Source organism: Bacteroides ihuae (assembly GCF_900104585.1).
Lineage (GTDB): Bacteria > Bacteroidota > Bacteroidia > Bacteroidales > Bacteroidaceae > Bacteroides > Bacteroides ihuae.
This window is the reverse complement of record NZ_FNVX01000005.1, coordinates 442,761-465,745: the sequence shown is the minus strand read 5'-3', so window position 1 is coordinate 465,745 and position 22,985 is coordinate 442,761. Positions and strand designations below refer to the sequence as shown.

Below are 22,985 nucleotides of genomic sequence, written 5' to 3'. Positions count from 1 at the left end.
GCCTGTTAATATCAAAAGAAATGGTTTTACGATCTTCCTTTGGTTTACTATAAAAGAGAAAGCGGAGCATTTCTTGTGAAAATGTTCCGCTCCTCTCAGTTGTATTATATATATTTGCGAAAAAGTTCGATTACCTAAAAACCTTCTTCCATGGAATTATCTTCCGCTCCTTGCTGTTGCTTGTCTTGCTTCATTCCCTTCTTTCCGGCATTCATATTACCAAAGTTATAAGTAAGTGTAAAACCTACAACACGTCCCGAACGGGCAAACATAGACTCTTGCGAGAAACCTGATCCGGAAGTCACAGTAATACGCTTGCGGGAATTTAGTATATCGCGAGTATTAATGGTCAAGCTTAATTTACGATCAAGAAACGATTTTCTAAGCCCCAAATCAATAGAATGGCTAGGCTTCGTATATCCCTGAGCCACTATCTGACGAGAATCGTAGTTTCCTGTAGCCTGTAGAGAAACAGCATAAGGTAACATTACATTGGCTATCATTCGTCCACTCCAAGAAAAGTTTTCATCCGCATTGCCCACAATTGATGTAGTAACTCCTTCAGGAAGATAAGTAAAGCCATCCAACTTGTTATAATAAAAGTTCAACGTAGTGGTAAGATCAAGAAAACGGAAAAGATTATCTTTAAGTATTAACTCCGTTCCTGCAGATTGCGACTTAGCCACATTGTCATAAGTTCTCTTCATGATATCGCCATCACGATAGCTAATGTGCTGAATCACATTGTCTGTACTCCGATAATAAAGTGAAGCTGACAAAGTGTGGCTCTCCCAATTCTTGATGTAATTCAACTCCAATGAGTTAGAATATTCAGGTACCAAGTAAGGGTTACCATAAGAGATACTAGTCGAGTCGGTAAGATCCATAAATGGATTAAGTTGCCTACCCCATGGTCGGGATACGCGACGAGAGTAGTTTAGCTGAACTTCATTATTATCCGGCAACTGATACGACAAGAACATACTCGGGTACAAAGAAAAATAATTATCTTTATAAGATGGTTGCTGAGCATTCGTCTGTCCATAGCCTAAAGAATTTGTAGTTGTTCGCGTATATTCCCCACGCAAACCTAACTGCAATCCAAATTTATTAATTTTCTTTGAATAAGTAGTATACAAAGCTTGCACATCCTGATCATATGTGAATCGGTTATATAAATCTTCATTAAATACGGCCGACGCTTCTGATATTCCACCATACGTCTCCACCGGACTTTTCATCTTGGTAAAATCGCCTTTATAGCCGGCTTCTATCTTATTTTGATTGCCAAACTCATTTACATAGTCAGCTTGAAACTCCCATTGAGTACGGTTCATATCATTATTTTGGAACTGATAAGAAGAAGATTCACTCCCATCAGCAAAAATCGAATTCTGGCTGTAGTTACTTTTAGGATTAAAAGCAAAAATATTATAAGAAGCCGAAACATCCAAATTACTTTTCTCACTAAAATCCCGTTTATAATTTAACTCTATATTACCTACATGAATATTTCTATTTGCTTTTGAAATGCGCTGACTTTTAGTAAAGGATAAAGGTATATTACCTTCGTAGATCAATCGATCAGTTTCATCTCCACTCCCAAGCAACCCGAAAAGATTAAGGCCTAAATGGTCTTTATCGGTAAGATGATAAGTGCCACCTGTCCGTGCCATATAAGGGCCTCCAGCATCCTCATTACTACGTAACTGATTTAAATAACTGGAAGATGAGCCATCCTCATTGAGATTAGTACGATTTGTATATCCTTCTCCATCTCGCTTTCTGAAACGTTTTCCTATGTTTAGGAAAGTCTCAAATTTTCCACTACTATAATTAACGTTAGCACCGGCATTATATCCACCTTTTGTATCCACCCCCGCTTGAACACTACCATAATAGCCTGCTTTTCTATTTTTCTTCAGTACAATGTTGATAATACCAGCAGTTCCTTCAGGATTATACTTAGCCGAAGGATTTGTGATAATTTCCACTCTTTCGATGGATTCTGCAGGAAGCTGTTCCAATACCTGAGCTCTATTTTCGGCGGAAAGGCCCGATTCTTTTCCATTGATCCATACCGTCACGCTAGCATTTCCGCGTAACGACACCTCTCCTTCAGGATCGACTTGCACCGAAGGTATATTACTCAATACATCGCTGGCCGATCCTCCGGTAGTAGCCAAATTCTGATCCACATTAAAGACTTTTCTATCAATCTCAAATTTCATTTGAGAACGTTGTCCCACAACCTGAACCTCACTCAATAAATGAGTGTCTTCCTTCAGCAATACATTCTTCAGATTTATATTCTTTTGATTACTTCCAATAGAAATTTCTTTCTCAAATGGCGTGTAACCAACTACTGTGATGCTAATTATAAAATTTCCGTTCGTTAGCGCATCCAGACGAAATAAACCTGTCTGGTCAGCCACCGCACCTTTAATAAACTCTTTATTCCCATTGGCCTTACGAAGACTAATATTGGCAAATTCAAGAGGTTGTTTACTTCCGGCATCCAATACTTTGCCGATAATTAGACCGCCTTTAACTGATTCGGCAGAAACAGTTAACACGGATAAAGCTAATAAAAAAAAGATTGCTATTCGTCTCATACAATTAATTAGTCTAGAATTTCAAAGGCCTGCTATTATAATAGAATCAAAGAAACAGTTAAGTCATCAATATTGTTTTCTGTCAATCAAACAGGCCCTTCCATTATTAATTTAACTTTGATACCAATAGTAGAGAAAAAGTTTAATGAAGGATCAACGCTTTAACTATAAATTAAAACTTCAATAGATATTATAACGATTTAACGATATTCTCATTGGAACACATTATAATAATTAAATATAAAAAGAAGGCGATTTTCAACTTAAATAAAGCGATAAGCGTTATCTTTATAAAAGTATTCTAGAATCTGTAGAATCAAAATGAGAAAGTATCTGCTAACCATATTCATGTTGCTGTACATCGTTATTTCTTCAGGAATAACGATTAACTACCATTATTGCATGGGCAAACTTGCCGATGTAAGTCTATGGCAGGAAGCAGTATGTCCGGCATGTGGCATGAAGCACGATACTCACAAATGTTGTTCCACTGATACAAAACTGATTAAGCTATCATTAGATCAGGAGGTAGCGCATTTAAGCATCACCGATTTCGTTCCTTCCGTTACAACTTTATTATTTGACATCTCCGAATGGAATTCATTGCTCGCTCCCGAACAATGCAATATAGCTTATGTTCCGCAAAAATCTCCACCTGATTGCAGTAGCGTTCCGCTATTCATTCATAATTGCACATTTCTGATTTAAATCGCTCATGTATATTAGTTTTACGGTAATTAATTAAAGTATCATGAAACTATTGCTGTATTATTTTTGTTTCCACACAAGAGAGACAAGAAGTATAGCCTTATATTTCAACTTTTCTACTATAGGATAATAACGGTTCTTGTACAAGTGCCCCACGTCCTAAAGCTAAATAAGTATGAAATTCAATTATCATATACTATAACGATTTAAACATTTACAAAATGAAAAATCTATTCAACAAAAGCTGTATTATACTTTTCAGCCTGGCTTTTACTACTACACTATTTTCCGCAAATAATCTTCATATCCAGCAAACAGCAGACATTCGTCATTCGGCACATTATGATGCCACATCCGGTGCAAGTGCGCAAACAAGTGTAGAATTTAAAGATCTTAAAGTAGAAGCCCTCTATAAAAGCTACCACGTGCTATATGAGGCATTAATAACAGACAATCTCCAAGCAGCACAAAAGGCCGCTCTTTCTTTATCAGCAACAGCTAAAGTACTTCCGGCTGCCGCAAGCATAACCATCACTGCAAAGAAAATAGCGTCAGCAAAAACAATAGATGCTCAGCGTAAGGAATTCTCATCTATTAGCAACGAACTAATTTCAATTTTCAGGAAAGGTGTGCTGAATAAAGGAGCTGTTTATGCAGCTTTCTGCCCCATGGCTAATGACGAAAAAGGAGCCTACTGGCTAACAAGTGAAAAGAAAATAGCCAATCCTTATTTTGGAAGTCAAATGCTCACTTGTGGAAGCATCAAAGAGACCCTAAAATAAGAGACCTTACGTTTCGGAGTATTTTCTTCATTTGTTTCATCTTTAAAATCAGTAACTCATGATTAATAAAATCATTCGTTATTTCCTTGATAACAGGCTGGTTACAATACTCTTATTATTGTTGATTGTGGTGTGGGGTATATCGACTTCACCCTTCAATTGGCACGGAGGGATTATACCCAGAGACCCAATACCGGTAGATGCAATTCCCGATATTGGTGATAACCAGCAAATTGTGGCTACCGAATGGATGGGACGTTCCCCAAAAGACATTCAAGACCAGATTACATATCCCTTAACAACTTCCTTACTGGGCATTCCGGGTGTAAAAACCATCCGTAGTACTTCCATGTTTGGCATGTCGTTCATCTATATTATTTTTAATGACAATGTAGAGTTTTACTGGAGCCGCTCTCGGGTACTCGAAAAGTTGAACTCCTTGCCCAAAGGGACTTTGCCAGAAGGAGTACAGCCCTCACTTGGGCCCGACGCTACTGCATTGGGACAGATATATTGGTATACACTTGAGGGACGGAACCCTAAAACAGGAAAACCTACCGGTGGATGGGATGCCGAAGAGCTGCGCACCATTCAAGATTTCTACGTAAAGTATTCGCTCTCATCGGCCGAAGGTGTCTCTGAAGTTAGTTCTGCCGGAGGATTTGTTAAAGAGTATCAGATTGAGCTTAACCCTGATGCCATGCGTGCATTCAATGTATCTGTAATGGACATCATGGATGCAGTTAAGAAGAGTAACCTAGACATCGGTGCAGAAACGATGGAGATCAACAAAGCAGAATATCTTATCCGCGGTTTGGGTTATGTGAAAAACATCTCAGACTTAGAGAATGCTGTAATTACCGTACGAGAGGGTGCGCCCGTTCGAATATCCGACGTAGCTTTTGTTAACATTGGACCTGGTACGCGTAGAGGTGGATTGGACAAAGAAGGAGTTGAGGCTGTGGGTGGAGTAGTCGTTGCACGTTATGGATCTAATCCTTTGGAAGTAATCAACAACGTAAAGGCAAAGATTAAAGAGATGGAAGCAGGACTGCCTCAGAAAACATTAGCAGACGGTAGCGTCTCTAAAGTAACAGTCGTTCCTTTCTATGACCGTACAAGTTTAATAAAAGAGACTATCGGCACATTGGAAACTTCGCTTACCCACGAAATATTGATCTGTATTATCGTCATCATCGTGTTGGTACTTAATCTCCGATCTTCTGTCATCATAGCTGGTATGCTACCGATAGCCGTACTGTCTACATTCATCATCATGCGTTATACGGGAGTGGCGGCAAATATAGTAGCTCTATCGGGTATCGCCATTGCCATCGGAGTGATGGTGGATGTCGGGGTAGTTTTTGTGGAGAGTATTATTCGATACATGGAAATGCCCGAAAACAAAGGTATCAGGGCAGGTAAGAAGTTTGTGAACCTAATTTATCAAGCTGTCAGCGAAGTGTCCGGTGCCATTGCCACCGCCATGGCAACAACCATAGTCAGTTTCCTACCGGTGTTTGCCATGCAGGCTCAAGAAGGTAAACTGTTTACTCCATTAGCTTATACAAAATCGTATGCACTGGCATCTGCCTTCGTGTTAGGACTCATTCTGCTCCCGACCATTGCCTACTATCTATTTTCCATTAAAATAAATTCCCAGCTCATCCGCAAAGTACTCAACTATGTATTGGTTGTTGCGGGTATTGGTTTATCCATCGTTTATGGAAGCCTTCCGGCTTTGGGGTTAGTGGCAGTTGGAGCCAATAACCTGACCGCCAGTTATTGGAAAAAGCCGAAGAGCAGTACCTATATAAATATAGGTATTGCACTGGTAGTAGCTATCTTTTATCTATCTGGTGCTTGGCTACCGATGGGGCCTCAGAAAGGATTTCTTTCTAATGCCCTATTTGTAGCGGGTTGTGTAGCTATCATTCTAAGCATCTTGTGGACACTTGTTCTTTACTACGAGCGTATCCTCCGGTGGTGTCTGGCTCACAGATGGCAATTTATGCTTATACCCAGCACTACGATTGTCTTAGGCATTGTGATATGGATTGGTTTCAATACTACTTTCGGGTTCGTAGCTTCAGGCTTTGAGGCTGTAGGATGGAAGAGCTTCCGACAAACAAGTCTGTGGCAGGCAGCATCCAAAACTTTTCCGGGTGTGGGACAAGAATTCATGCCTTCGCTCAATGAAGGTTCCTTCTTACTTATGCCCACCAGTATGCCTCATACAGGAGTAGAGCAAAATATGGAATACATCAAAACTTTGGATAAACGTCTGACCGCAATTCCCGAAGTGGAAGTAGCTGTAGGTAAATGGGGAAGGAGCAATTCGGCACTCGACCCAGCACCGATTCAGATGTTTGAGAACACGATTAACTATCGTCCGGAATATATTTTAGATGAAGACGGCCAGCGGGAGAGATTCAAAATGAACGGAGAAGGTGCCTATCTCCTAAAAGGGGGTATTACCTACAAACTATCTGATGGTTTCCGCCGCATACCGGCAGATAGTTTGATTCCCGATAAGAATGGAAATTACTTCCGCCAATGGAGACCAAAAATAAAGAATGCAAACGACATCTGGCAAGAGATTGTGAACGTAACACATTTGCCTGGAGTCACTTCCGCACCAAAGCTTCAACCGATTGAAGCCCGGTTGGTAATGCTCTCCACAGGTATGCGAGCACCCATGGGACTCAAAATATACGGTCCAGACCTCGAGACTATTGAGCAAGGAGGCAAAGCCATGGAAAAAGCGTTAAAGTCTGTGCCGTCTATTATTCCGTCTTCCGTATTCTATGACCGTGCTGTAGGTGCTCCTTATCTGGAGATTAAACTCAACAGAGAGAATATGGCACGATATGGCTTGAAAGTAGCCGACCTACAAGAAATTCTAAGTGCTGCTGTGGGAGGTATGGTACTGAGCAAAACAGTCGAAGGAAGAGAACGCTTTCCTATCCGTCTGCGATATGCCAGGGAGCTACGGAATAGCCCCGAAGAATTGTCTACATTGTTGATCCCCACTGCTACCGGTGCACAAATTCCTCTAAAAGAAGTAGCGGATATACAGTATACAAAAGGTGCACAAATGATTCAAAGTGAAAACACTTTCCTTGTGGGATATGTGATATTCGACAAGCAGAACGGGAAAGCCGAGGTGAACGTAGTTAATGAAGCTCAAAAGGTGCTCAAACAGAAGATAGCCAGCGGAGAACTAAAACTCCCAAAAGGTGTAACTTATAAGTTTGCCGGCAACTATGAACAACAGGCACGAGCTACCAGTCGTTTACTTATTGTGGTGCCACTCGCCCTACTCATTGTACTACTAATACTCTACTTCCAGTTCAGAACCGTAACCGCTTCACTGATCCACTTTTCAGGTGTCTTTGTGGCATTCGCAGGAGGTTTCATTTTACTGTGGCTTTACGGACAGGATTGGTTTATGAATTTCTCTGTGGGAGGAGAGAATATACGCGACCTCTTCCAGATGCACACCATTAACCTCAGTGTAGCTGTCTGGGTAGGATTCATTGCCTTGTTTGGAGTGGCTACAGATGATGGAGTATTGATGGGAACATATATACATCAAACCTTCCTTCATAAAAATCCGCAGACTAAACACGACATTCGCGAAGCAGTAATAGAAGCCGGATTGAAGCGTGTTCGCCCTGCTGCAATGACCACAGCAACCACGCTCATTGCTCTGCTACCCGTACTGACCTCTACCGGCAAAGGCTCCGACATCATGATACCGATGGCCATACCAACTTTTGGTGGCATGCTCATCCAGTCCATGACCATGTTTGTAGTGCCCGTACTTCAATGCTGGTGGCGAGAAAGTGCTATTAAGAAAAAATCTAAAATGCAGGAGGAAACAAATGATGAAGAATAAAAACTTAAAACGTTTCTTATCCGGTGGATTAGTAATGATACTAACCCTGACTGGGTATGCGCAACAGACAGACAGTCTCTCCCATTATCTGGAAACGGCAGTTCGCAATAATCCGCTTATTAATGCTGACTTTGCTAGTTACAAGGCTTCCATGGAGAAAGTAACTCAGGCAGGTGCATATCCCGATCCTGAACTCGAAATCGGCTTCTTCTTGAAACCAATGGAAGTGGTTAACGGAAAGCAAATAGCCGACTTTACATTGATGCAAATGTTCCCATGGTTTGGTACACGCAGTGCTGCCCAGAACGAAGCTACAGAGATGACTAAAATGGCATACGAAAAGTTTCGCGAAAGTCGAAACGATCTCTTTTATCAAGTAAAAAGTCAATGGTATCAGCTCAGCAATCTCCGCGAGCAACGGAAGAATACGCAAGCGCACTTAGTTCTGCTCAATCAGTTGGAACAACTCGCTCTGACGCGTTTCTCCTCACCTACAGGAGGGGGAAACTCTCAGCGCAGCTTTTCATCTGCTGCTCAGCAGCCAGCAACTATTGTCGGAGGAGGTATGCAAAGCATGGGGGGAGGAACGACTCAAGAGAGTTCTGTTCCGCCTGCAACAAATAGTATGAATTCCATGCAAGCAAGTTCTATGAGTAGTGGCACTAGTAGCAGCCTGTCTGATGTACTACGAATTCAGTTAGAAAAGAAAGAGTTAGAAAATAAGTTGGGAACGATACTCTCGGACACTAAAGCGGCCGAAGCCCGGTTCAATGCCTTGCTCAACCGTCCTCAACAGCTCTCAGTTACCGTACCCGATTCGCTTCAACAAGTACTATTTAGTACTGACGATAGAGCTATGCTCGATACCATCACTACTCAAAACCCAATGCTTGCCATGCTCGAAGCTGAAGGCAATGCTTACGAAGCAAAAAGAGTGATGGATAAAAGGATGAGTTATCCCATGTTTGGCATAGGATTGCAATATTCCTTAATCGGCAAAAAAACCGGAGGTACCGATACGATGGCAGCTATGAATGGTAACGATATGATTATGCCGATGGTAAAAATCACTCTACCTATCTTTCGCCGTAAGTACAATGCTCAACAACGGGAAAGTCAGTTCAATTATCAATCCAGAAGAATGAAGTATGACGACACAGTGAACAAACTTCAGGCCGAATACACTGGATTAAAGCAACAACTCGAAGATGCTTCCCGCAAAGTAACTCTTTACACCGAGCAATACACTCTTTCACAATCCATCTATCAGGTAATGGTGCGAAGCTTTTCAGCCGGTAACACATCATTAACAGACGTGATAGCAGTAGAGCGGCAAATGCTGGACTATAATTTGAGAAAGAGTGAGTCAATAGCATCTTATAACACTATGGTGGCCGGAATCCAAAAACTAGTATCCACTACCTTTTAATGCATAATGAAATGAAAAAAATAACCGAAATAGGAAAAATGAAGCAAGTTAGGTATGCCTTGTTTGCTTTGGCGGGACTGTTCATTGGATGGTTGCTGTTTAGCTCTCCTTCCGAAACAAAAAGTGATGAACACGAAGGACACACACATGAGGTACAAAAAGAAGCCCAAATATGGACTTGCTCTATGCACCCTCAGATACGGAAGGATAAACCTGGAAAGTGTCCTATCTGCGCAATGGATCTCATTCCACTTCACAAAAGTGGTGATACTGGTGAAGCAGCTATCGACCCTGCCGCCATACAATTATCAGAAGAAGCGGCTGCACTAGCTAATGTACAAACTTCGCTTGTAAGTCGTAAGAATCCAATAAAAGAAATACGACTGTATGGCAAAATTGCAGCGGACGAGCGCAATTTGCAATCACAGACAGCTCATATCAGTGGACGTATAGAAGGGTTGAGCATAAATTTTACCGGAGAAGCGGTGCACGCCGGACAAACTCTTGCACGTATATATTCTCCTGAATTACTTTCTGCCCAACAAGAGCTGCTTGAAGCAATAAAGATAAATCAGCCGCAATTGGTGAAAGCTGCCCGTGAAAAGCTGCATCTCTGGAAAATGACAGATGCACAGATTGCAGCTATCGAACACTCAGGCAATGTTTCTCCCATAGTAGATATTAAAGCCAATACTAGCGGTATTGTTATCAACAAGCGTGTTAATCAAGGCGATTATGTATCACAAGGTGCTGTGCTGTTAGATATAGCTAACCTTTCGAGAGTATGGGCATTGTTTCAGGCTTATGAAACCGATTTGCCTTTCATCAATCTAGGCGACCAGCTGAAATTCACTTTAACCTCCGTTCCAGGTAAAGTCTTTGAGGGCAAAGTTTCGTTTATAGATCCCATCATCAACTCCACAACACGCACAGCTGGTGTGCGCATCGAAGTAAGCAATTCTAAGGGAGTACTAAAACCCGAAATGTATGCCACTGCTACAGTAAGTGCCGGATTGAAAGCATATAAAGATGAGATTGTGATTCCCTCTAGCGCCATATTGTGGACCGGGAAACGATCTATTGTATATGTTAAGGAAGCTGGAGCTAGCTCTCCTTCTTTCCTAATGCGGCAGGTAGAACTTGGGCCTTCATTAGGTAATGCTTATGTAATAATAAAAGGACTCACTGAAGGAGAAGAAGTGGTAACAAATGGTGCTTTTGTCATCGATGCCAGCGCACAATTGGAGGGAAAACGCTCGATGATGAATGATGACGAAGCTCAGACAAAACAAAGCATGACACCAAGTCAAATGAAAACAATGCCTGCACAAAGTGAGCATGCCATGTTTACAGTCAAAGGTAAATGTGAGATGTGTAAAGATCGGATAGAAACCGCAGCTAAAAGTGTCAATGGTGTTTTGTCAGCCAGTTGGGATCAGGATAAGCAGATGATTCATCTACAATTCAACCCTCAAAAAACTTCGGTAGATGCCATCAGTAAAGCCATTGCCAAAGTGGGACACGATACCGATAAATACAAAGCAAGTAAAAAGGTTTACGACAATTTACCCGAATGCTGCAGATATAGAGATTAATCATTTTTAGTTATAAAAAACGAGTCTACTTTTTTTGGAATAGGTAGACTCGTTTTTTTTATCAAACCACAAGTTATTTACTCCTCTCATCTAATAAGATGAAATCTTCCGTATTAAGCTTTAAATTAGTGGCATCAACAATGGCTTTTAATTGGCTTTTGCTGGTTGCACTCACAATCGGAGCGCCAATATGAGGCTGCGCCAATAACCAAGCCAAAGCGACAGAAGCCTGTTGGGTATTGTGTGCTTTTGAGATTTTATCCAAAGCCTCCAACAAGCTTAGTCCTTTGGCATTCAAATACTTTTTGGAGTTTCCGCCTCTTGTGCTTTTCCCCAAATCGGCTTCCGAACGATACTTCCCGCTTAAAAAACCCGAGGCCAAAGACCAATAAGGAAATACGGTTAATCCATACTCTTCAACAATCGGAGCATATTCGGTTTCATACTTTGTTCTTTCCACCAAATTATAATGAGGTTGCAAGGCCTGATACATTGGATATTCAGCATTCTTGCCTAATTCCAATGACTTTTTCAAACGCTCTATAGATACGTTGGAAGCAGCAATATATTTCACCTTTCCGGCTTTAATAACCTCATCATATGCCGAAAGTGTCTCTTCAACCGGTGTTACATTATCATCAAAATGCGTATAATACAAATCAATATAATCAGTTTGCAACCTTTGCAATGATTCATCCACTGATTTTAATATATGTTTTTTGCTAATATCTAGAGGATGTTCTTTTGTCTCGGAACCAACTTTTGTGGCAATAATGATCTTTCCTCTGTTTGAGCGAGATTTCATCCAATTGCCGATAATCGTTTCCGATTGTCCTCCTTTGCCGTTTACCCACCATGAATAAGAATTAGATGTATCAATAAAATCAAATCCTTCTCCTACAAAATCATCTAATATTTCAAATGATTGTTCTTCATTTAACGTCCAGCCAAAGACATTCCCTCCAAGATTAATCCGAGCTACCTGTAAATCTGTTTTTCCAATCTTTATCTTTTCCATTACGCTTATATTTGATTACTAAAGTTCATTTAGTAATAGTCTTTACTAATGAATCACTTCAATTAAACGATTATCACTATATTTTGTTCTTCCAACATGATTAAATAAATCATGCCATTAGTCTACAGATGGCATGATTGGTAGATTGACCAAAGAGACTATTTTAACATTAATAAGAATTAAGCAAAAATAAGAAACATAGAATTAAGTATTATTTAATCAACTGTTTACTATAAAAGCTATACCTTTGTTATCTAACAGAACACATCAAATTATAACAGGCTCAAAATGAATTGGACAAACTTCTTAAAATATACGCTTATGGCAGCGACTATCCTAACCGCAAAACCTATATTGGCACAGAACCAAGACTTCAAAGAATTAGTAGCATCAGCTATCAAAGCTCCTTCGGGACACAATACCCAACCGTGGCTTTTCCGCTTACAAGAAGATGCCATCGAAGTATACCCTAATTTAAAAAATTCATTAGCTGTGGTAGATCCTGAAAATAGAGAACTTTATATCAGTATCGGTTGTGCAGTAGAAAATCTTTGTGTAGCTGCCACAGAAAAAGGGTATCATCCTACCCCGGTTATCTTGAAAGAGAATGATAACACTTATATTATCCGAATAAATTTGAAAAAGCAGGCTCCCACCAATAATTCTCTCTATGAAGCAATAAACAAGAGGCAAACCAACCGTAGTGTGTACAACGCACGCACGATTGCAGCAGACACGCTAAATCTAGTTCAACAGGTAGCGAAAGAAGAAGGAGTTAAGTTTTATATGTATAAAAACGGAGAAACCGCTTTCGATACGCTAACCGAGTATGTTCGTCAGGGCAACGAAATACAAATGAAAAACAAACAGTTCAAGGATGAATTATTAAACTGGGTTCGCTACAACAAACATCATGTTAACCAAACCGGAAACGGGTTAACCTATGCAACCATGGGTTCTCCCAGTACTCCTAAACTCTTAGGAAAGCCCCTTGTAAAAGCTTTCCTTAAACCTAAAGCACAGAATAAATCGGATATCAAAAAGATAGAGTCATCTTCGCATCTGGTGTTATTTACTGTAACAACAAGTACCCCTGAAGAATGGATTCTCTTGGGCCGGACATTAGAACGTTTTCTTTTGAAGACTACCAAACTAGGGATTGCCAATGCATATATGAACCAACCTTGCGAACTAAGAGAATTGGCACAAAAAATAAAGGAGAAGCTTCTCCCTAACGGTGAATATCCAATGATACTCGTTCGTTTAGGATATGCCTCTCCCATGCCTTATTCGCCCAGAAAGAGCGTAGATAGTGTGATTATTCCTTGATTGGAAGCCATCCTGTGCGGCTTAGCAAACTAGTCCACATCGGAGTTGGAATTTTCAATCCTTCTTGGTTGTGTACATCCAATGCTTTCTCTATTTGTTCTACCTCGTCTGCTTTTATCTTCTCCAGCCAATGAGGTTCAATGAGCAATTCTCGCCCCAAAGCCACCAAAGAAACACCTGTTTCCAGTACATCTTCTGCTTGCTCTGGAGAACTGATAGATCCCACTCCAATAATCGGAAGCTTATTGCCTACTTTCTCACAAATAAGTTTGGTACGAGATTCTGTATCTCTTTCATCTCGTATAGACCCAGCCCAAAAGTTCATAGTAGATACATGCAGATAATCAAGTCCTTTTGCGGCCAAAGCCTCAACCAGCGCTAATGTATCCTGAAAAGTTATGCCGGGATTCTCCACTTCTTCAGGAGAAATACGATAGCCTACAATGAACGGGTGCTTGGCATTTCTTTGTACAGTCGCTTTCACTGCATCAACTACAGCCAAGGGGAATGACATACGCTTTTTCAAACTACCTCCCCATTTGTCCATACGACGATTTGAGTGTGGAGAGAAAAACTGCTGGATAAGATACGTATTCGCACCATGTATCTCCACGCCGTCAAATCCTGCTTCCGCCGCTCTACGAGTAGCTTCACCATAAGCAAAAATAGTTTCTTTAATTTCCGCTTCAGTCATCTCACGAGGCATCTGAGCTCCATCTCTTAAAGCAGCCACAGCACTCGCACTCACGCTTTGTCCATCGGGTAATTCCTCAGGAGGACACATTCTTCCACCATGATGAATCTGCAATACAGCCTTACCGCCATTTTCTTTTAAACTATCCGCTATTCTTTTTAGACTGGGAATCATTTCATCAGAATGAACACCAATCTGTCCATGAAAACCCTTCCCCTGAGGAAGAACATAGGCACATGCCGTTAGCAACAAGTTCGCGCCTTTATTACGTTCCTTATAATAAGCTATTTCGCCATCCGACACCGTTCCGTCTTCATTTCCCGAAAAAGTCGTCATCGGAGCCATCACTACTCTACTATCCACAGTAACCCCCGAAACAGGAAATGTAAACGGAGATAATACTTTACTATACTTCTTATTCATATATTTAAATTCTTTATATTTTGTCAGTAACGCTCTAGTTCATTTAAATCTCCACTAAAAGTTTTCCTGTATTTTCGCCGCTAAAGAGACCAATAAAAGCATCTGGCAAGGCATCAAAACCTTTCATTATCGTTTCTTGATACTGTAATTTTCCCCCGCCAATCCATTCAGTAAGTTGCTTTACAGCCTCAGGAAAATGTTCAGAGAAGTCACTTACAATGAATCCCTTCATTAGCGCGCTATTCTTGACTAACGCTACTTGTGGACGTGGCCCTATAGGGGCTTCGGTGCTATTATACATGGAGATCTGTCCACACACAATAATTCGTGCAAATTTATTAATATGCTGTAGCACAGCATCCGATATTTCCCCACCCACATTATCATAGTATACATCTACTCCATCTGGACAAGCTTTGGCTATTTCTGCTGATATATCTTCAGTATGATAGTTGATAACCTCATCAAAATGAAGTTCATCTTTCAGATACGCAGCCTTACTATCAGTGCCAGCAATACCCACTACGCGACAACCTTTAATTTTAGCAATCTGTCCTACTACTACACCTACAGCTCCTGCAGCACCTGAAATAACAACTGTTTCTCCAGATTTAGGTTCACCGATATACGTTAGTCCACAATAAGCAGTAAGCCCGGGCATCCCCAAGATACCTAAATAATAGCTCAATGGAGCCAAACCTTGCTGTAATTTTGTAACAGTACTACCATCTACCGCCTGCTGCTCCGTCCATGTTAGATTTCCGAGCACAACATCTCCCGATTTAAAATCAGCATGTTTGCTTTCCAACACTTTCGCAACAACTCCCCCAGAGATAGGCTTGCCCACTTCATAGGGCTGAACATAAGATTTTGAAGCACTCATTCTACCTCTCATGTAAGGATCTACCGATACGAAAAGAGCTTTTAGTAATAATTCTCCTTCATTCAACGAGTTAGGCAATGAGGCCTCAATCGTTTCAAAATGTTCTCTACCAACCATTCCGATCGGTCTTGATTTGAATAGAATTTGTTTATTCATAATTATCCTTTTTTTATTTTACCCAAATCAAAGATTCAGGGTAACAGAACTTTTGTGATCAGAACGCTTCATCCACGTCCTTTGTTCGTTAATACACAAACAAGATATGCTAAAATAAGTTTATCGTGAGAGTAATTATAGAGTAATTATAGTACGATGAAAAATAAAATCTGTATTTTTGAAAAAGAAAATTTTAGAGAGACATAATTCTTGTCATCATAAATATATGGAATGATAGAATAACAAGAAGTATGCAAATCAACAAAAATTAAAATGAACGAATTAGCTATACAAATTTATCAAAAGATAAGAGCCAGTGTACCTCATGATGAAATCGTGTCGATATTGCACATCACAGACGAGTACACAATTATCACTACAGGCCGTTTACCTGAAGAGCCTAAAAATACATGGATATTTCCTTTTGGTTCAAAGAAAACTGCTGAAGAGTTTTTTAAACACAACCCTCCTACACCTGAAGAAATAGAGCATGCCATTAATCTAATTGAAGAAGAGATCTCATCTGTTGGAAAGCTTCTGCCCGAGAAATCACCTCTCTATACTTTATCCCCTATAATAGAAACGATTGCTTTGCAGACTAAAACGACAGAATGGGGAGAACAGAGAATACTAACCATCGAAAATATGGAAGATGTTTTCAGTCGACTAGCCCTTATCATATCGGGTAGGCCAGCTAGCTTGGATACCTTACCTGCCAATAGTTCGTTTGCCTCTTCTTTACTCATACTGAGAGAGATTATGCACCACTTAAATTTCGAAAAGATTAATATAATTAATTAGTACATGAAAAGAATTTATATCATCGCATTGTTTGCCATTTCAATGACATCTTGCAAGTTTCAAACCAAAACAATAATAATGGACAGTAAGAACCAAACAGTAGAAAACATTCTAAATCGTAGAAGTATTCGTTCTTATAAAACAGATCAAATCAGATCTGAACAACTCGATACCATCTTGCAATGCGCAATCAATGCCCCAAGTGCGCTAAACAAACAATCATGGGAAATTCGAGTGATACAAAAGACCGAATTAATCAATGAGATTAATGAAGGTTTTATAAAATACGCCAGTAACAAAAAGATGGAAGGTAATGCTGCCAAATCCCAAAATGCAGGTTTTAGCGTTTTTCATGGTGCTCCTACAGTTATCGTTATAGCCAATGATACAAAAAACGATTATAGCGAAGTAGATTGTGGCTTACTTGGACAAAACATTTTGCTCGCTGCCGAATCTATGGATATTGGGACTTGTGTTGTAGGAGGAGTGATAGCATACCTCAATACATCGGATGCAAAAGAATTGGTTGCTCAGCTTAATCTACCCCCTAATTATAAACCACTTTACACGATTACCCTAGGATATAAAAATGAATGGCCTGAGGCTAAGGCAAGAGATAAAAGCAAAATTAAATTTATTTAAGTACCCTTACATCATTGGCATAAGCCCAACATCAAAGCCTAGTAGCCATCTGGACAAATATGCAAATCCCTAAAGATTGTAGCGTTAAAAAAAACAAATAACGGCTAAAATTAGCGGAGTTGTGATATATTTGCGACAAAATACAACAATCTACACATCTGCATGTCAACAACTGCAAAGCTATCACTTGATGATGAACAACTTCTACTAAATCGCTTTCTAAAAGGAAATGATAAAGATTTTACGCTGCTCTATCGCCATTATGTTAATCAATTGATGGCTTATGGGATAGGCTGGGGAATTGACAGAGAGACCTTAAAAGACGCCATTCAAGATGTGTTTTATAAGCTCTACTGCAACCGAAAAGCTTTTGAAGGAGCTACAAATCCTAAGTCATATTTAATAAGAGCATTAAAAAACAGAATTATAGACCTACAAAAGAGTAATATAAAGACTACTGGGCTAACTGAACTAGAGTTTTCGGTAGTCCCTACGGTACTAGACAGTATGATCGCCGAAGAGGAAAGAGAAACTATTGAACAACAAATACAACAATATCTAAATCTACTTACAGGTCGCCAACGTGAAGCTGTATATCTTCGATTTATTGAAGAGATGGAGTACGAAGAAATCGCTGAAATACTTGACATGACTGCTCCCGCAGCTCGAAAACTTATTTGCAGAGCTATTGCACGTATTCGAACTGAGGAAATATCATTAGTACTTTTCCTTTGCTTATCCAGAATTATAAAGTAGTCTGCAAACAGGCTTAACAGAACTATCCTATCCTTATTATATACTCTCCTACCTATTTTTTATCTCTTTTTTAATAGCCAAAACTGAAAGAAATAGAACTTTTTTAAATATTCTTTCTAAAATAATTAGTTTTTTCTTTTAAAATGGGAACGTTTTTAGAAAGTTATCGTCTATATAAGCAAAAAGAGTATTTATGCACACAACAGAAGAAGATTATACAAAATACAAAGCGGTGGATTTTTCCAAGAACAGAGGCTTTATCAGCTGGCGATTATCACCGAATAGCGCCAACAACAAGTTCTGGAATGATTTTCAGAAGGATCATCCAGAGATGAAACCTGAAATAAACCGTGCTATTGAAATTTTGCAATCAGTAAAGCTAAACAATACCAAACTATCTCTGGAAGAAGAAAAGATGGAGGTTCTCAAACTGAAAAAGAGAATAGCCAGAGAGAAAAGACGATTAACTATACGCTATAGCATTTATGTGGCCGCTGCTGCCTGCCTAATCTGTGCTGTATTTATGTTGCAGAATCTTCTCATTTCAGATAATAGAATAGACGAGACGGTTGCCCAAGCATGCAAGGATATTCAATTAATCACAGATGATGATATCACAATTCTACCTCAAAATGCAATCATTGAATACAAGGTGGATGGCACGATACTTATAAAAAATGGCAACAAGGAATTATCTCCGATTAAAAGCGCTCAAAAGATAAATCGTCTGATTGTTCCCAAAGGAAAACGATCTACCTTATTGATGGCTGATGGAACAAAGGTGTGGATTAATTCGGGTTCCGAAATAGAATTTCCTACAATGTTTGCTAATAACAACCGACAAATAAACTTATCCGGAGAGGCTTATCTGGAAGTAGCTAAAGATCGGACACGACCATTTACCGTAAATGGAGATAATTTCTCAGTAGAAGTGTTAGGAACCAAATTCAATATTTCAGCTTATCGAGGAGATGTATATAAGCAAGTAGTACTGCTGGAAGGAAGTGTTAAGGTTAATTCAGGAAGCAAACATTCACTAACTCTCAGCCCCAACCAGATGGCTACCATCACACAGAATAATATCACAGCCAGTGAAGTGGATGCCTACGATTACATTAGCTGGAAAGATGGTATTCTTAGTCTATCAAGCTATCCGCTAAATCAGGTTTTACACTATCTGGAGAGGTATTATGATGTCAAGATAAAGAGTTCTCCGGAAACTGACATTCTGAAATGTAACGGAAAACTAATACTCACGAACAACATAGATGACGTACTCGATTGTATTCAATCGACTATGCCCGTAAAAATAGAAAAAAAGAATAATCAGATAAAGATATGTTTAACTAATTAAAATCTGTTCAGAATATGAGATAAAACTAGACTTATAAATTATAAAAAGCCGGATAATAAGGGTGTATTATCCGGCTCTGAAAAAATCCGTAGCCATAAAAACTGCTGCGAATATTTTAATGTACTAAATACAAATATATGAAATTTATTAAGCTATTCAAAAACAAAAGGAACTATTATCTAGCTTTATTATTCACTATGACTTTTACAGAGTTATTGGCACAAAATAATAAACTATCTATCCAAAGAAAAGAAACTACTATTATTCAACTATTTACTGAGCTGGAGAAGAAAAGCGACTATGTATTCTTTTTTTCGGATGATGTAAAAACAGAACTAAGCCAAAAAGTAAGTATCTCTGCTACAGATAAGCCTTTGAAGAAGATTTTAGATGAAGTATTGGAACAAACTCCTCTAGATTATAAAATAGTAGGCAGACAAATTACTATTAGCCATAAAGTTAGCAAAAGCGTGATTCGGCAAAACAAGAAAACAAAAAATGTAAAAATCAACGGTGTGGTCACAGATGCGGAAAGCAAAGAACCTCTTGCAAACGTGAACATTTACATTGCGGAATTGGGAAGAGGTACTTCTACAAATGAGAATGGAGCATTCAGCATTACCATTCCTAATGGTACGTATTCTCTCCGCATGTCTTACATTGGCTATAAAACAGGTACGGAGAAAATAGATGCCAGCCTTGATGTTAGCAGCTGCAATTTCAGCCTTAAGTCAGACACGAAATTAGAAGAAGTGGTAGTGTTGGCTAACAAGAAAGACGAGAATGTAACGCGTACTAATATGGGAGTTGAGAAACTAACAATTAGCGAAATAAGACGCATGCCAGCTCTAATGGGAGAAGTAGACATTATCAAGGCAATACAGTTGTTGCCAGGCGTACAAGCTACTGCCGAAGGCGGATCTGGTTATAGTGTGCGAGGTGGGTCAGCCGACCAGAACCTAATCGTACTCGATAATTCCACCGTATATAATGCATCGCACATGTTTGGTTTCTTTTCTGTGTTCAACAATGATGTAGTAGAGAGTGTAGAACTATATAAAGGCGATTTGCCTGCTAAATACGGTGGCCGTTTATCCTCGTTACTCGACGTGCAGTTGAAAGATACATATACCAATAAATTAAAAGGCAGCGGAGGAATCGGATTAATATCCAGTCGTCTGATGCTAGAAGGTTCCATCGGTGAACGCACCAACTGGATGGTTGGGGGACGACGAAGTTATGCCGATTTGTTTTTAAAAGCATCATCCGACGAATCTATCAACAAGAGCACTATTTACTTCTACGATTTGAATGCAAAAATATCTCATCGTCTTTCAAATAAAGATAAATTATCGCTTAATATGTATATGGGCAACGATAAGTTCGGTGCAGCTTCTGTGGCAGAATTCTCTTACGGTAATCGTGTAGGGTCATTAACTTGGGGACATATATTTAACGAAAACGTATTTTTTAAACTAAGCACGAATATCACAAATTACCATTATAATCTGCAGTCCAATCTGGATAATTCAAAGATTAAATGGGAAGCCAGCATTACAGACATGATGCTTCGTTGGGATTGGAACCATACCATAAACAATAATCTCAAACTCACTTATGGGGCAACAAGCACACTTCACCATTTTAGTCCGGGATTAATTACGCAACCTGACTATGAGGACTTTCGCATGCCGAAAAATAAAGCATTGGAACATGGAGTTTACCTCTCTGCTGAACAGAAGCTTACAGATCATTTCACTATAAGATATGGTCTGCGTTGGTCTATATTCCAGAACATGGGTAGTGCCACAGTTTACAAATACGATAAGAATTATGAGGTTTCCGATTCTACTCTTTACGGATCGGGTAAAATTTATCACACTTACCATGCATTGGAACCAAAAGTGGGAATGGTATATAAACTATCCGAAACATCTTCGGTTAAAGCCAATTATGCACGCAATACCCAGTTCATACAGCTTGCCAATAACTCTTCAGCAGGATCACCGCTTGATTTATGGTTTCCCGCCAGTACGAATATAAAACCACAAACAGTGGATATGATATCGGCAGGATATTTCCGCAACTTTAACCAGAATGCCATTGAAGTGTCTATGGAAGTATACTACAAGAGAATGAATCACGTTATTGATTTTGCCGACCATGCCAATCTGTTGCTGAACGAGAAATTGGAAGGAGAAATAAGATCCGGTAAAGGAAAAGCCTACGGAATAGAGTTCATGGTGAAGAAGAATACAGGCCGCCTCACCGGATTTATAAACTACACTTTGTCGCGTTCCGAAAGAACCATACCTGAGATAAATAAAGGCAAGACCTACCTCTCACCTTTCGATAAAACACATAGCATAAATATTTCAGCTTCGTATGAGTTTTCTAAGAAATGGAGCATGTCTGCTGCATGGATTTATGCAACAGGAAATCCTACCTCCTATCCTACCGGAAGATTTGAGGTGAATGGCGAGTATTTCCCTATCTATTCAGGAAGAAATGAGTATCGAAAAAAGGATTACCACCGTCTGGATTTATCTGCTAATTATGTACCGTCTCATAAACCCGGAAAAAAATGGAAAGGTGAATGGAACTTCTCGCTGTATAATGCATACGGACAAAAAAATCCATGGATTATTACCTATGACCAGAATACATCCAACGGAATACCTAACGCAAAAATGACTTATTTATTTAGCATGGTGCCTTCTATCACCTATAATTTTAAATTTTAAGAACAATGACATACCAGTATATATATAATCATTACAGACGATTATCCATTATTATTATCGCCCTCCTCAGCTTTAGCAGTTGCACGGAAAACATCGATATTGATACAGATGATGCAGATCCTGTTCTCGTAATTTATGGAGTAATTACCGATGAAATGACTTATCAAGAAATACATCTCAGTGCTTCTAGCGGATATTTTGAAGGAAATAAGAATCCTAAAATATCAAATGCCACAGTAACGATCTCCTCCGATAATGGAGAGATCTATCAATTACAGGAAGTGGCAGATGAACCAGGTACATACCGTACAACCACACAAATAGCCGGAAAACCAGGAAAAACTTATTATCTGAAAGTAATCACTGACTTCAATGAAGATGGCACTCCTGACACATACGAAGCAGAAGCTAAAATGGAGACTAAAGTAGAGCTGGATTCTATGGATATTTCTTATGAAAAGATAGGTAAATACCACTATTATTCGTTTAACATCTATGCCCAAGAACCGGTTGGAGATAATTATTATATGTGCCGCTATATTATTAACGATTCCGTGTACAATCAAATAAGTAAATATATTATTTTTGACGATTTGAGTTTTGATAATCAATATATTAAAGGTACTTCAGTTGGTTATTTCTATGATGACTCCGAGAGAGGTAAGTATGTTGACGATGATGACTATAACGAAATGGTATTTGTAACCGATGGAGATGCAGTTAAACTAGAATTATCAAACATTAATAAAGGATACTACAACTTCCTAAAGCAATGCCAAGACGAAAAAGATGGAGAAAGCCCTTTCTTTGGGGGGCCATTAAGCAACATAACTACCAATATCAAAGGAGGTGGCATTGGCTATTTTGCAGCTCGCAGCATATCCAAAGCAACAAGCATAGCCAAGAAAGAAGAGGCACAATAGTCCTCTGACTTTAAAAGTTCAAGTATCCCCTTTGGAAACTTAAGAACTATCAATATACAAGACTTAACTTTACTATTTGAGCGAACCAAAATTAAGGCTGTACTTTTGCGAGTACAGCCTTTTTCATTTATTTTTATTCTCCATCACAAATTCGAAAAGTAAATCCGAGGAACAATACGACTAACAATTCATAAGCTTTGCATCAGTATAATGTAAACATTTTCAACCTACC

General features: G+C 39.4%; 16 protein-coding genes. 12 read left to right on the top strand and 4 right to left on the bottom strand.

Features of this window, described 5'->3' with window-relative positions:
* Positions 1 to 134 precede the first annotated feature (134 nt).
* Entirely contained in the window at positions 135 to 2,615 is a 2,481-nt protein-coding gene (locus BQ5338_RS07565) for a TonB-dependent receptor (RefSeq protein ID WP_071146215.1), read from the bottom strand.
* 321 nt (positions 2,616 to 2,936) lie between these two features.
* Between BQ5338_RS07565 and BQ5338_RS07560 the strand changes: the two genes are divergently transcribed.
* The 5 genes from BQ5338_RS07560 to BQ5338_RS07540 all read left to right on the top strand — a co-directional run bounded on the left by BQ5338_RS07560 (position 2,937) and on the right by BQ5338_RS07540 (position 11,030).
* The gene (locus BQ5338_RS07560) at positions 2,937 to 3,323 is read left to right on the top strand and encodes an HYC_CC_PP family protein (RefSeq protein WP_071146214.1); all 387 of its coding nucleotides are present in this window, start codon (positions 2,937 to 2,939) and stop codon (positions 3,321 to 3,323) included.
* 221 nt (positions 3,324 to 3,544) lie between these two features.
* Positions 3,545 to 4,105: a DUF3347 domain-containing protein gene (locus tag BQ5338_RS07555; RefSeq protein ID WP_071146213.1), complete on the top strand. Its 561-nt coding sequence runs from the start codon at positions 3,545 to 3,547 to the stop codon at positions 4,103 to 4,105.
* 58 nt (positions 4,106 to 4,163) lie between these two features.
* Positions 4,164 to 8,006, top strand: coding sequence for an efflux RND transporter permease subunit (locus BQ5338_RS07550; RefSeq protein ID WP_071146212.1), 3,843 nt, complete (start codon positions 4,164 to 4,166; stop codon positions 8,004 to 8,006).
* A complete protein-coding gene (locus BQ5338_RS07545) occupies positions 7,996 to 9,435 on the top strand; it encodes a TolC family protein (RefSeq protein WP_071146837.1) in 1,440 nt (479 codons plus the stop codon). The genes BQ5338_RS07550 and BQ5338_RS07545 overlap by 11 nt, the downstream gene beginning before the upstream one ends.
* Before the next feature lie 11 nt (positions 9,436 to 9,446).
* On the top strand, positions 9,447 to 11,030 hold the full coding sequence (locus BQ5338_RS07540; RefSeq protein ID WP_071146836.1) for an efflux RND transporter periplasmic adaptor subunit: 1,584 nt from the start codon (positions 9,447 to 9,449) through the stop codon (positions 11,028 to 11,030).
* Positions 11,031 to 11,103: 73 nt separating this feature from the next.
* On the opposite strand, the gene BQ5338_RS07535 is transcribed toward BQ5338_RS07540, so the two are convergent.
* Positions 11,104 to 12,048 (bottom strand): aldo/keto reductase, encoded by a 945-nt coding sequence (locus BQ5338_RS07535; RefSeq protein WP_071146211.1) that lies wholly within the window; start codon positions 12,046 to 12,048, stop codon positions 11,104 to 11,106.
* Positions 12,049 to 12,369: 321 nt separating this feature from the next.
* On the opposite strand from BQ5338_RS07535, the gene BQ5338_RS07530 reads away from it, so the two are divergent.
* A complete protein-coding gene (locus BQ5338_RS07530) occupies positions 12,370 to 13,377 on the top strand; it encodes an Acg family FMN-binding oxidoreductase (protein WP_071146835.1) in 1,008 nt (335 codons plus the stop codon).
* On the opposite strand, the gene BQ5338_RS07525 is transcribed toward BQ5338_RS07530, so the two are convergent.
* Positions 13,367 to 14,494 (bottom strand): NADH-dependent flavin oxidoreductase, encoded by a 1,128-nt coding sequence (locus tag BQ5338_RS07525; protein WP_071146210.1) that lies wholly within the window; start codon positions 14,492 to 14,494, stop codon positions 13,367 to 13,369. The two genes, BQ5338_RS07530 and BQ5338_RS07525, sit on opposite strands and share 11 nt — an antisense overlap.
* A gap of 43 nt (positions 14,495 to 14,537) precedes the next feature.
* The gene (locus tag BQ5338_RS07520) at positions 14,538 to 15,533 is read right to left on the bottom strand and encodes an NADP-dependent oxidoreductase (RefSeq protein WP_071146209.1); all 996 of its coding nucleotides are present in this window, start codon (positions 15,531 to 15,533) and stop codon (positions 14,538 to 14,540) included.
* Positions 15,534 to 15,806: 273 nt separating this feature from the next.
* Here BQ5338_RS07520 and BQ5338_RS07515 point away from each other — a divergent pair, with 273 nt between their 5' ends.
* The 6 genes from BQ5338_RS07515 to BQ5338_RS07490 all read left to right on the top strand — a co-directional run bounded on the left by BQ5338_RS07515 (position 15,807) and on the right by BQ5338_RS07490 (position 22,753).
* Complete coding sequence (locus BQ5338_RS07515) at positions 15,807 to 16,334, top strand: hypothetical protein (RefSeq protein ID WP_071146208.1); 528 nt, start codon at positions 15,807 to 15,809, stop codon at positions 16,332 to 16,334.
* Between the two features lie 3 nt (positions 16,335 to 16,337).
* A complete protein-coding gene (locus tag BQ5338_RS07510; RefSeq protein ID WP_071146207.1) occupies positions 16,338 to 16,976 on the top strand; it encodes a nitroreductase family protein in 639 nt (212 codons plus the stop codon).
* 162 nt (positions 16,977 to 17,138) lie between these two features.
* Positions 17,139 to 17,732, top strand: a complete 594-nt coding sequence (locus BQ5338_RS07505; protein WP_071146206.1) for an RNA polymerase sigma factor — start codon at positions 17,139 to 17,141, stop codon at positions 17,730 to 17,732.
* A gap of 193 nt (positions 17,733 to 17,925) precedes the next feature.
* The gene (locus BQ5338_RS07500) at positions 17,926 to 19,086 is read left to right on the top strand and encodes a FecR family protein (protein ID WP_071146205.1); all 1,161 of its coding nucleotides are present in this window, start codon (positions 17,926 to 17,928) and stop codon (positions 19,084 to 19,086) included.
* A gap of 137 nt (positions 19,087 to 19,223) precedes the next feature.
* Entirely contained in the window at positions 19,224 to 21,830 is a 2,607-nt protein-coding gene (locus BQ5338_RS07495) for a TonB-dependent receptor (RefSeq protein WP_078063428.1), read from the top strand.
* A 5-nt stretch (positions 21,831 to 21,835) separates the two neighbouring features.
* On the top strand, positions 21,836 to 22,753 hold the full coding sequence (locus BQ5338_RS07490; protein WP_071146204.1) for a DUF4249 domain-containing protein: 918 nt from the start codon (positions 21,836 to 21,838) through the stop codon (positions 22,751 to 22,753).
* Positions 22,754 to 22,985 lie beyond the last annotated feature (232 nt).

Bases quoted from the DNA above. Each gene is read 5' to 3' on its own strand.
- BQ5338_RS07515 (WP_071146208.1), top strand. From the start codon at position 15,807: ATGAACGAATTAGCTATACAAATTTATCAAAAGATAAGAGCCAGTGTA.
- BQ5338_RS07560 (WP_071146214.1), top strand. From the start codon at position 2,937: ATGAGAAAGTATCTGCTAACCATATTCATGTTGCTGTACATCGTTATT.
- BQ5338_RS07510 (WP_071146207.1), top strand. From the start codon at position 16,338: ATGAAAAGAATTTATATCATCGCATTGTTTGCCATTTCAATGACATCT.
- BQ5338_RS07530 (WP_071146835.1), top strand. From the start codon at position 12,370: ATGGCAGCGACTATCCTAACCGCAAAACCTATATTGGCACAGAACCAA.
- BQ5338_RS07535 (WP_071146211.1), bottom strand. From the start codon at position 12,048: ATGGAAAAGATAAAGATTGGAAAAACAGATTTACAGGTAGCTCGGATT.
- BQ5338_RS07505 (WP_071146206.1), top strand. From the start codon at position 17,139: ATGTCAACAACTGCAAAGCTATCACTTGATGATGAACAACTTCTACTA.
- BQ5338_RS07565 (WP_071146215.1), bottom strand. From the start codon at position 2,615: ATGAGACGAATAGCAATCTTTTTTTTATTAGCTTTATCCGTGTTAACT.
- BQ5338_RS07545 (WP_071146837.1), top strand. From the start codon at position 7,996: ATGAAGAATAAAAACTTAAAACGTTTCTTATCCGGTGGATTAGTAATG.
- BQ5338_RS07520 (WP_071146209.1), bottom strand. From the start codon at position 15,533: ATGAATAAACAAATTCTATTCAAATCAAGACCGATCGGAATGGTTGGT.
- BQ5338_RS07495 (WP_078063428.1), top strand. From the start codon at position 19,224: ATGAAATTTATTAAGCTATTCAAAAACAAAAGGAACTATTATCTAGCT.
- BQ5338_RS07490 (WP_071146204.1), top strand. From the start codon at position 21,836: ATGACATACCAGTATATATATAATCATTACAGACGATTATCCATTATT.
- BQ5338_RS07525 (WP_071146210.1), bottom strand. From the start codon at position 14,494: ATGAATAAGAAGTATAGTAAAGTATTATCTCCGTTTACATTTCCTGTT.
- BQ5338_RS07555 (WP_071146213.1), top strand. From the start codon at position 3,545: ATGAAAAATCTATTCAACAAAAGCTGTATTATACTTTTCAGCCTGGCT.
- BQ5338_RS07550 (WP_071146212.1), top strand. From the start codon at position 4,164: ATGATTAATAAAATCATTCGTTATTTCCTTGATAACAGGCTGGTTACA.
- BQ5338_RS07540 (WP_071146836.1), top strand. From the start codon at position 9,447: ATGAAAAAAATAACCGAAATAGGAAAAATGAAGCAAGTTAGGTATGCC.
- BQ5338_RS07500 (WP_071146205.1), top strand. From the start codon at position 17,926: ATGCACACAACAGAAGAAGATTATACAAAATACAAAGCGGTGGATTTT.